The organism is Verrucosispora sp. SN26_14.1, from assembly GCF_004307965.1.
GTDB lineage: Bacteria > Actinomycetota > Actinomycetes > Mycobacteriales > Micromonosporaceae > Micromonospora.
Map to the genome: position 1 here is coordinate 1 of NZ_SISL01000290.1, position 7,688 is coordinate 7,688.

Annotated in this window: 8 protein-coding genes and 2 pseudogenes; 7 read left to right on the top strand and 3 right to left on the bottom strand. The window is 72.9% G+C overall.

Translation table 11 applies throughout. From position 1 onward, the window contains the following. Together EYA84_RS21930 and EYA84_RS21935 are read left to right on the top strand one after the other, a co-directional pair. Positions 1 to 523 (top strand): annotated as a pseudogene (locus EYA84_RS21930) (erythromycin resistance leader peptide); the annotation flags it as partial. After that, positions 520 to 1,470 (top strand): VWA domain-containing protein, encoded by a 951-nt coding sequence (locus tag EYA84_RS21935; RefSeq protein ID WP_131054927.1) that lies wholly within the window; start codon positions 520 to 522, stop codon positions 1,468 to 1,470. The pseudogene EYA84_RS21930 and the gene EYA84_RS21935, both read left to right, overlap by 4 nt. Positions 1,471 to 1,528: 58 nt before the next feature. On the opposite strand, the gene EYA84_RS32600 is transcribed toward EYA84_RS21935, so the two are convergent. Next, entirely contained in the window at positions 1,529 to 1,684 is a 156-nt protein-coding gene (locus tag EYA84_RS32600; RefSeq protein WP_161595013.1) for a hypothetical protein, read from the bottom strand. Between the two features lie 400 nt (positions 1,685 to 2,084). On the opposite strand from EYA84_RS32600, the gene fabG reads away from it, so the two are divergent. The 4 genes from fabG (at position 2,085) to EYA84_RS21955 (ending at position 5,577) form a co-directional block, all read left to right on the top strand. Further along, positions 2,085 to 2,789 carry a 3-oxoacyl-ACP reductase FabG gene (gene fabG / locus EYA84_RS21940; RefSeq protein WP_131054928.1) on the top strand — a complete coding sequence of 235 codons (705 nt, stop codon included), beginning with the start codon at positions 2,085 to 2,087 and terminating at the stop codon, positions 2,787 to 2,789. A 23-nt stretch (positions 2,790 to 2,812) separates the two neighbouring features. Beyond that, a complete protein-coding gene (gene fabI, locus EYA84_RS21945; protein WP_131054929.1) occupies positions 2,813 to 3,580 on the top strand; it encodes an enoyl-ACP reductase FabI in 768 nt (255 codons plus the stop codon). Between the two features lie 146 nt (positions 3,581 to 3,726). Further along, complete coding sequence (locus EYA84_RS21950) at positions 3,727 to 4,758, top strand: ferrochelatase (protein WP_131054930.1); 1,032 nt, start codon at positions 3,727 to 3,729, stop codon at positions 4,756 to 4,758. A gap of 39 nt (positions 4,759 to 4,797) precedes the next feature. Beyond that, the gene (locus EYA84_RS21955; RefSeq protein WP_131054931.1) at positions 4,798 to 5,577 is read left to right on the top strand and encodes an HAD-IIA family hydrolase; all 780 of its coding nucleotides are present in this window, start codon (positions 4,798 to 4,800) and stop codon (positions 5,575 to 5,577) included. A gap of 15 nt (positions 5,578 to 5,592) precedes the next feature. On the opposite strand, the gene EYA84_RS21960 is transcribed toward EYA84_RS21955, so the two are convergent. Further along, positions 5,593 to 6,387 carry a hypothetical protein gene (locus EYA84_RS21960; RefSeq protein ID WP_131054932.1) on the bottom strand — a complete coding sequence of 265 codons (795 nt, stop codon included), beginning with the start codon at positions 6,385 to 6,387 and terminating at the stop codon, positions 5,593 to 5,595. Between the two features lie 195 nt (positions 6,388 to 6,582). Here EYA84_RS21960 and EYA84_RS21965 point away from each other — a divergent pair, with 195 nt between their 5' ends. After that, positions 6,583 to 7,389, top strand: coding sequence for a DUF3097 domain-containing protein (locus EYA84_RS21965; RefSeq protein ID WP_131054933.1), 807 nt, complete (start codon positions 6,583 to 6,585; stop codon positions 7,387 to 7,389). 15 nt (positions 7,390 to 7,404) lie between these two features. Here EYA84_RS21965 and EYA84_RS32605 read toward each other — a convergent pair. Beyond that, positions 7,405 to 7,688, bottom strand: a pseudogene (locus EYA84_RS32605) (serine hydrolase); the annotation flags it as partial.

A 7,688-nucleotide genomic window follows, 5' to 3' on the forward strand; every position in this document is an offset into this window, starting at 1 on the left:
GGATAAGAGACAGGTGCCTCCTTGCGCCCGGTCCGGGCGCAAGGAGGCACAGGGCATGCTGCGCGCCATCGCCGGCACCCCGATCCAGCCGGGCCGGGGCGATCTCGGTGCGTTGATCGACATGCTCAACCGCCCGCCGCGGCGACGCGGTGTCGCGGTGGTCGTCTCCGACTTCCTCGCCCCGCCGGCCCAGTGGGCCCGGCCGCTGCGCAAGCTGCGGGTACGCCACGACGTGCTGGCGATCGAGGTGGTCGACCCGCGTGAGCTGGAACTGCCGGACGTGGGGGTGTTGCCGGTGGTGGACCCGGAGACCGGGGAACTGCACGAGGTGCAGACCGCCGACCCGAGCCTGCGGCACCGCTACGCGGCGGCCGCCGCCGCCCAGCGGGCGGAGATCTCCGCCGCGATGCGCGCGGCCGGCGCCGCGCACCTGCGACTTCGTACGGACCGAGACTGGCTGCTGGACATGGTGCGTTTCGTGGCCGCCCAGCGGCACGCCCGCACCCGGGGGACGACACGATGATCCGACTGCTCCAACCGTGGTGGCTGCTGGCGGTGCTGCCGGTGCTGGCCCTCGCCGCGTTGTACGTGTGGCGGCAGTTCCGCCGTCGCGAGTACGCGATGCGGTTCACCAACGTCGACCTGCTGCGGACCGTGGCGCCGAAGGGGTTGGGCTGGCGTCGGCACGTACCCGCGACCGCGTTCCTGCTGGCCCTGCTGGTGCTGGCCGGTGCGCTGGCCCGTCCGGCGATGGACACCCGGGAGCCGCTGGAGCGGGCCACGATCATGCTGGCCATCGACGTGTCGCTGTCGATGCAGGCGGACGACGTGGCGCCCAGCCGGCTGGAGGCCGCGCAGGAGGCGGCCAAGCAGTTCGTCGGGGAACTGCCCGAGAGCTACAACGTCGGGCTGGTGTCGTTCGCGAAGTCGGCCAACGTGCTGGTGCCGCCGACGAAGGACCGCCCGGCCGTGACCAGTGCCATCGACGGGCTGGTGCTGGCCGAGGCGACCGCGACCGGTGAGGCGGTCTTCACCTGCCTGGAGGCGATCCGCTCGGTGCCGGCCGACGGTGCGGCGGGTATCCCGCCGGCCCGGATCGTGCTGCTCTCCGACGGCTTCCGCACGGCCGGTCGGTCGGTGGAGGAGGCGGCTGCGGCGGCGCAGGCGGCGAACGTACCGGTCTCCACCATCGCCTTCGGCACCGACACCGGGCACGTGGACATCGGTGGGCAGTTGCAGCGGGTGCCGGTGGACCGGATGGCGTTGGCCGAGTTGGCCGAGACGACCGAGGGCTACTTCTACGAGGCGGCCACGGTCACCGAGCTCAAGCAGGTGTACCAGGACATGGGCAGCTCGATCGGTTTCCGGACCGAGGCGCGGGAGATCACCCAGTGGTACGCCGGCATCGCCCTGTTGCTGGCGCTCTGCGCCGGGGCGTTCAGCCTGCTCTGGTCGTCCCGGATGCTCTGACCGGCGCGGCCGGTCCCGGATGCTCTGACCGGCGTGGTCGTGCGGTGGGGGCGCGTGGTCAGTGGGTGCTGCTGGCCAGCACGAAGAGCACGGCCACCCAGACGGCGGCGAGGGTGAAGCCCAGCGGGGCGACGTAACGGCTCATGGAACGCTCCGGGTGGCGACGGCGGTCCGGGCGGGGTGGACCGCGTGGGGGTGGATCGAGGAGGCGCACACGAAGTCGTGACCGAACGGCTTCCGGTCGCACCCGCGCGTTCCGTCGCCCCGGCGGGTGGGCCGGGCGGTGGCGCAGGGGGTGCGTGGGGAGCGGGGCCAGATCAGGCGGAGCGGTGCTCAGCGTGACTGGCGGTCGGCCCGGCCACGACTGGGAGGATCGCTATCTCGCACAGCGATCACCTCCTGCGGTCGGGGTCCGGACGAGCGGTGCCGCCGGGCGGCCCGCAAACGCGATGATCGTACACCCGTGGTGGCGTACCGGCCCACTCGGCCGACCGCACCGGCGGCCCGGCTCCGATCGGCGCGGATGGTGCCGGTGTCGGGCGGGGCGGGTTAGTGATTACCGTGCGGTAGCGCCTAGTCTCCAACCCGCAGCGATCTTCCGGAGAGGACCCACCGTGTCTCGAACTGTGCTGGTTACCGGCGGCAACCGCGGAATCGGTCTGGCCATCGCCCAGGCGTTCGCCAAGCAGGGCGACCGGGTGGCGATCACCCACCGGGGCAGCGGGGCGCCGGAGGGGCTGTTCGGTGTGCGGTGCGACATCACCGACGCCGAGTCGGTCGACGCCGCGTTCAGCGCGGTCGAGGCGGAGTTGGGGCCGGTGGAGGTGCTGGTCGCCAACGCCGGAATCACCGACGACACGCTGCTGCTGCGGATGTCCGAGGAGCAGTTCACCCGGGTGCTGGACACCAACCTGACCGGTGCGTACCGCTGCGCCAAGCGCGCCTCGGGGAAGATGCTGCGGGCCAAGTGGGGGCGCATGATCTTCGTCTCCTCGGTGGTCGGCCTCTCCGGCGGCGCCGGGCAGGTCAACTACGCGGCCAGCAAGGCCGGCCTGGTCGGGGTGGCCCGCTCGATCACCCGGGAGTTGGGCACCCGGAACATCACCGCCAACGTCGTCGCGCCCGGCTTCATCGAGACCGACATGACCGCGGGACTGAGCGCGGACCGCAAGGCGGAGATCCTCAAGTCGATCCCGGCCGGTCGGATGGCCGCGCCGGACGAGGTCGCCGCGGTGGTCACCTGGCTGGCCGGCGACGGCGCCGGGTACGTCTCCGGCGCGGTCGTCCCGGTCGACGGCGGCCTCGGCATGGGCCACTGACCCTGAGCACGGAGGAATGAGTAATGTCCGGACTGCTGGCCGGTAAGCGGCTGCTCGTCACCGGCGTCATCACCGACGCCTCCATCGCCTTCTCGGTGGCGAAGCTCGCCCAGGAGAACGGCGCGCAGGTCGTGCTGACCGGGTACGGCCGGCTCTCGCTGGTGCAGCGGATCGCCAAGCGGCTGCCGGAGCCGGCGCCCGTCATCGAGCTGGACGTGACCGACCCCGCGCACCTGGCCGGGCTGGCCGACAAGGTCCGGGAGCACGTCGACGGGCTCGACGGGGTGGTGCACTCGATCGGGTTCGCCCCGCAGAGCTGCCTCGGCGGCGGCTTCCTCGACGCCTCCTGGGAGGACGTGGCGACCGCGCTGCACGTCTCCACGTACTCGTACAAGTCGCTCGCGACGGCGGCGCTGCCGCTGATGTCGCCGGGCGGCGCGGTGGTCGGCCTGACCTTCGACGCGACCCAGGCGTGGCCGGTCTACGACTGGATGGGCGTGGCCAAGGCCGGGCTGGAGTCCGCCTCCCGCTACCTCGCCCTGCACCTGGGCAAGCAGGGCATCCGCAGCAACCTGGTCGCCGCCGGGCCGCTGCGCACCATGGCCGCCAAGTCGATCCCCGGCTTCGAGCAGTTCGAGGACGCCTGGTCCGAGCGGGCCCCGCTGGGCTGGAACCTGGCCGACCAGGAACCGGCCGCGCGCGCCTGTCTGGCGTTGCTGTCCGACTGGTTCCCGGCCACCACGGGCGAGATCGTGCACGTCGACGGCGGCTATCACGCCATCGGCGCCTAGGCATGTAAGGCATGTAAGGAAGGGTCCCCTGCTAACGCCTGCGGTATAGCAGGGGACCCTTCCTAACGTCCGGGACCCGGCGGCGTTACCGCCGGCGACCCGGGGGCGTTGCCGGGTCGCCGCCGGCCACCGGCAAGAATGGGTCCATGGCGTACGACGCGGTGGTCCTGCTCTCCTTCGGTGGCCCGGAGGGGCCGGACGACGTGCTGCCCTTCCTCCAGAACGTGACCCGGGGCCGGGGCGTGCCGCCGGAACGGCTGGCCGAGGTGGCCGAGCACTACCAGCACTTCGGTGGGGTCTCGCCGATCAACCAGCAGTGTCGGGACCTGCTCGCGGCGATCCGCGCGGACTTCGCCGCCCACGATCTCGACCTGCCGGTCTACTGGGGCAACCGGAACTGGCACCCGATGCTCGCCGACACCGTGGCGCAGATGCGCGACGACGGCGTACGGCGGGCGCTGGCGTTCGTCACCAGCGCCTACGGCGGGTACTCCTCCTGCCGGCAGTACCAGGAGGACGTCACCGCCGCCCGGGCGGCGGTCGGTGCCGACGCGCCGGTGATCGAGAAGCTGCGCCAGTTCTGGGACCATCCCGGTTTCGTCGAGCCGCACGTCGACGCGGTACGCGAGGCCCTGACCCGGCTCGACCCGGCGCGTCGGGACAGCACCCGGCTGGTCTTCACGGCCCACTCGGTGCCGACCTCGGCGGCCGACAGCGCCGGTCCGCACGGCGGCCGGTACACCGCCCAGCTCGCCGAGACGGCGCGGCTGGTGCACGCCGCAGCCGCCCCGGACCTGCCCTACGACCTGGTCTGGCAGAGCCGCTCCGGCCCGCCGCACGTGCCGTGGCTGGAGCCGGACGTCAACGACCACCTGACCGCCATCGCCGAGCAGGGTGTGACCGGCGTGGTGGTCAGCCCGATCGGGTTCGTCTCGGACCACCTGGAGGTGGTGTGGGACCTGGACACCGAGGCGTTGGACACCGCCAAGCAGCTCGGCCTGGACTTCGTCCGGGCCGCCACCCCCGGCGTCGACCCGCGCTACGTGACCATGGTGCGGGAACTGGTCCGGGAGCGGATCGACCCGGACGGCGCGCAGATGCGCCGTCGCCTCGGCGAGCTGCCGATGTGGGACACCTGCCCCACGGTCTGCTGCGTCCCGCCGCGCCGTCCGTCCTGACCGCACCGACGGCCCGACACCCCAGGGATGATGACGATCATGCATGACCGTAAGCCCGTGCAGAGCTGGCTCACCGACATGGACGGTGTCCTGGTGCACGAGGGGCAGCCCGTGCCGGGCGCGCCGGAGTTCGTCAACCGGCTGCGTGCCTCCGGAAAGCCGTTCCTGGTGCTGACCAACAACTCGATCTACACCCCGCGCGATCTCCAGGCCCGGCTCGCCCGGATGGGGCTGGACGTGCCGGAGCAGGCGATCTGGTCGTCCGCCCTGGCCACCGCCCAGTTTCTGGCCGACCAGCGGCCGGGCGGCACCGCGTACGTGATCGGGGAGGCCGGGCTGACCACCGCCCTGCACGCGGTGGGCTACGTGCTCAGCGACTTCGCGCCCGACTACGTGGTGCTGGGGGAGACCCGTACCTACAGCTTCGAGGCGATCACCAAGGCGATCCGGTTGATCGACGACGGCGCGCGGTTCATCTGCACCAACCCCGATGCCACCGGCCCGTCGGTGGAGGGCGCGCTGCCGGCGGCCGGGTCGGTGGCCGCGATGATCTCGAAGGCGACCGGGGTGGAGCCGTACTTCGTGGGCAAGCCGAACCCGATGATGATGCGCTCGGCGTTGAACACGATCGACGCGCATTCGGAGAGCACCGCGATGATCGGCGACCGGATGGACACCGACATCCTCTGCGGCCTGGAGGCCGGGCTGGAGACGATCCTGGTGCTGACCGGGATCAGTACCCGCACCGAGGCGGAACGCTACCCGTACCGGCCGTCCCGGATCGTCGACTCGGTGGCCGACCTGATCGACGAGATCTGAGCCGGCGGGTCGGTCTCAGGGCCGCAGGGGAGCGTTGCAGGCGGCTACCAGGGCCTGCCGGCAGGCGGTGGTGAGCGGGCGCAGCGCGGCGTCGCGCTGCTGGGCCTCGTAGTTGTTGACCGCGCCGCCCGGTGCCGCGTGTCCGGCCAGTGCGAGCACCCGGTCGAGCACGGCGGCGCGGGCGAACAGCCGGCGGGAGCGTGGGTCGAATCCGGGCGGCAGGTCGGTGGTGCCGTCGGGGCGGCGCAGTGCCTCCAGGGCGCCGGCCAGTTCGGGGCGCCACTGGGCCACGTCGAGTCGGGTGAGCGCGGCGGTGGTGTCCGCCAGCGCGGCGGCCAGTTCCGCCTCGGCCTCGGCCGCGCCGGGGAGGGTGAGCGACGCCGCCGCGGCGTTGGGCGGCAGCGGGTAGACCCGCCAGAGCACCGTCTCGAAGGTGTCGCCGGAGCCGGACGTGTGCACGCGTACCTCGGGGATCAGGCCGAGCGTACCGGCGATCACCGCCTCGCCGACGACGAGCGCGGCACCGGCGAAGTCGCCGGGGCCGGGCAGCCCGCGTGGGTCGCCCGGGGCCGGCAGCACCAGCCGGATCTCGTCCGGCGAGAGCTTGGCCAGGGTGGGCAGGGCCTGCCGTAGCGGCACGTCCGTCCAGGTGCCGGGCGCGTCGGCGACGTGGTGCTCCTCGTCACCGGCGACCTCGTCGGCGACTTCGTCGAAGGGCACGAGCCCGGCGCGCCAGGCGCGCACCCAGGCAACGAACCGGCTCGACCGGCGCGGCGCGAGGATGGCCGCACCCGCAGCGGGGGTGGACATGCCGAAAGAGTACGTGCTGACGCCCACCCCTGTCTCGGCTGCCGCGCGCCCACCTCCTCGGCGCGCCGATCACGCGACCTCACCGCGTGATTTGTTGCCACACGCGGCTTTTGCAATGCATCGCACCCTGTGGCCCGGACGGCGCGGCGGCGAGTCGGTGGCGGCGCGGGCCGGACCGGCGGTTAGCGTGATCGGATGGGGCGGCGGTATGGCGACGACGTGTTGGCGGGGGACTGGCGGCGGCGGAAGGTGACCCCGGAGGTCGACGCCGAGCCGGATCTGGTGGTCGAGGACGCCGACTCGGGCTTCTGCGGCGCGGTGGTCGGCTTCGACTCCGGCGCGGTCGTGCTGGAGGACCGGCACGGCAAACGGCGCAACTTCCCGTTGCTGCCGGCCGCGTTCCTGCTCGACGGTCGTCCGGTGACCCTGCGTCGACCGACCCGCGCCCCGGTGCCGGCCGCGCGTCGGCGTACCGCGTCCGGCTCGGTGGCGGTGGACGGGGTTCGCGCCCGGGTCGCCCGCGCCAGCCGGATCTGGGTCGAGGGCGTCCACGACGCCGCGTTGGTGGAGCGGATCTGGGGCGACGACCTGCGGATCGAGGGCGTGGTGGTGGAGCCGCTGGAGGGCGTCGACGCGCTCGACGACCGGGTACGGGAGTTCGGTCCCGGACCCGACCGTCGGCTCGGTGTCCTCGTCGACCACCTGGTGCCCGGCTCCAAGGAGAGCCGGATCGTGGCCCGGGTGAACTCCCCGCACGTGCTGGTCACCGGGCATCCCTACGTCGACGTGTGGCAGGCGGTGAAGCCGTCGGCGCTGGGCATCGCGGCGTGGCCGGTGGTGCCGCCGGGACGCCCGTGGAAGGAGGGTGTCTGCGCCGCGCTCGGCGTCGCCGAGCCGGCCGACATGTGGCGGCACATCCTGTCCCGGGTGGACACCTTCGCCGACGTGGAGACCCCCCTGATCAACGCCATGGAACGCCTGATCGACTTCGTCACCGAGTGAGCCGGCCCGCCCCCGTCACGGGACGTCGTCGGGCGTGCGGGTGAACAGGAACGTGGCGATGTCCAGCGCGGCCGGGTGGCCGGCGGGATCGCGGTGGACGCGCAGGATCTCCCCGATCTCCGCGCCGCTGTGCCCGCGCCAGCGGTCCGGGCCGTCCGGGCGGTAGCGGCTGACCCGGTCGCCGCGCAGGGTGCCCACCAGGTCGCCGGTGGTGTGGTCCCAGGTGACGTCGAGGGCGGTGCCCATCCACCACCAGCGGCCGGTCAGCGCCGCCACGTCGGCCGGGGGCGGGGCGTCGG

Bases quoted from the DNA above. Each gene is read 5' to 3' on its own strand.
- EYA84_RS21935 (WP_131054927.1), top strand. From the start codon at position 520: ATGATCCGACTGCTCCAACCGTGGTGGCTGCTGGCGGTGCTGCCGGTG.
- fabI (WP_131054929.1), top strand. From the start codon at position 2,813: ATGTCCGGACTGCTGGCCGGTAAGCGGCTGCTCGTCACCGGCGTCATC.
- EYA84_RS21950 (WP_131054930.1), top strand. From the start codon at position 3,727: ATGGCGTACGACGCGGTGGTCCTGCTCTCCTTCGGTGGCCCGGAGGGG.
- EYA84_RS21955 (WP_131054931.1), top strand. From the start codon at position 4,798: ATGCATGACCGTAAGCCCGTGCAGAGCTGGCTCACCGACATGGACGGT.
- EYA84_RS21960 (WP_131054932.1), bottom strand. From the start codon at position 6,387: ATGTCCACCCCCGCTGCGGGTGCGGCCATCCTCGCGCCGCGCCGGTCG.
- EYA84_RS21965 (WP_131054933.1), top strand. From the start codon at position 6,583: ATGGGGCGGCGGTATGGCGACGACGTGTTGGCGGGGGACTGGCGGCGG.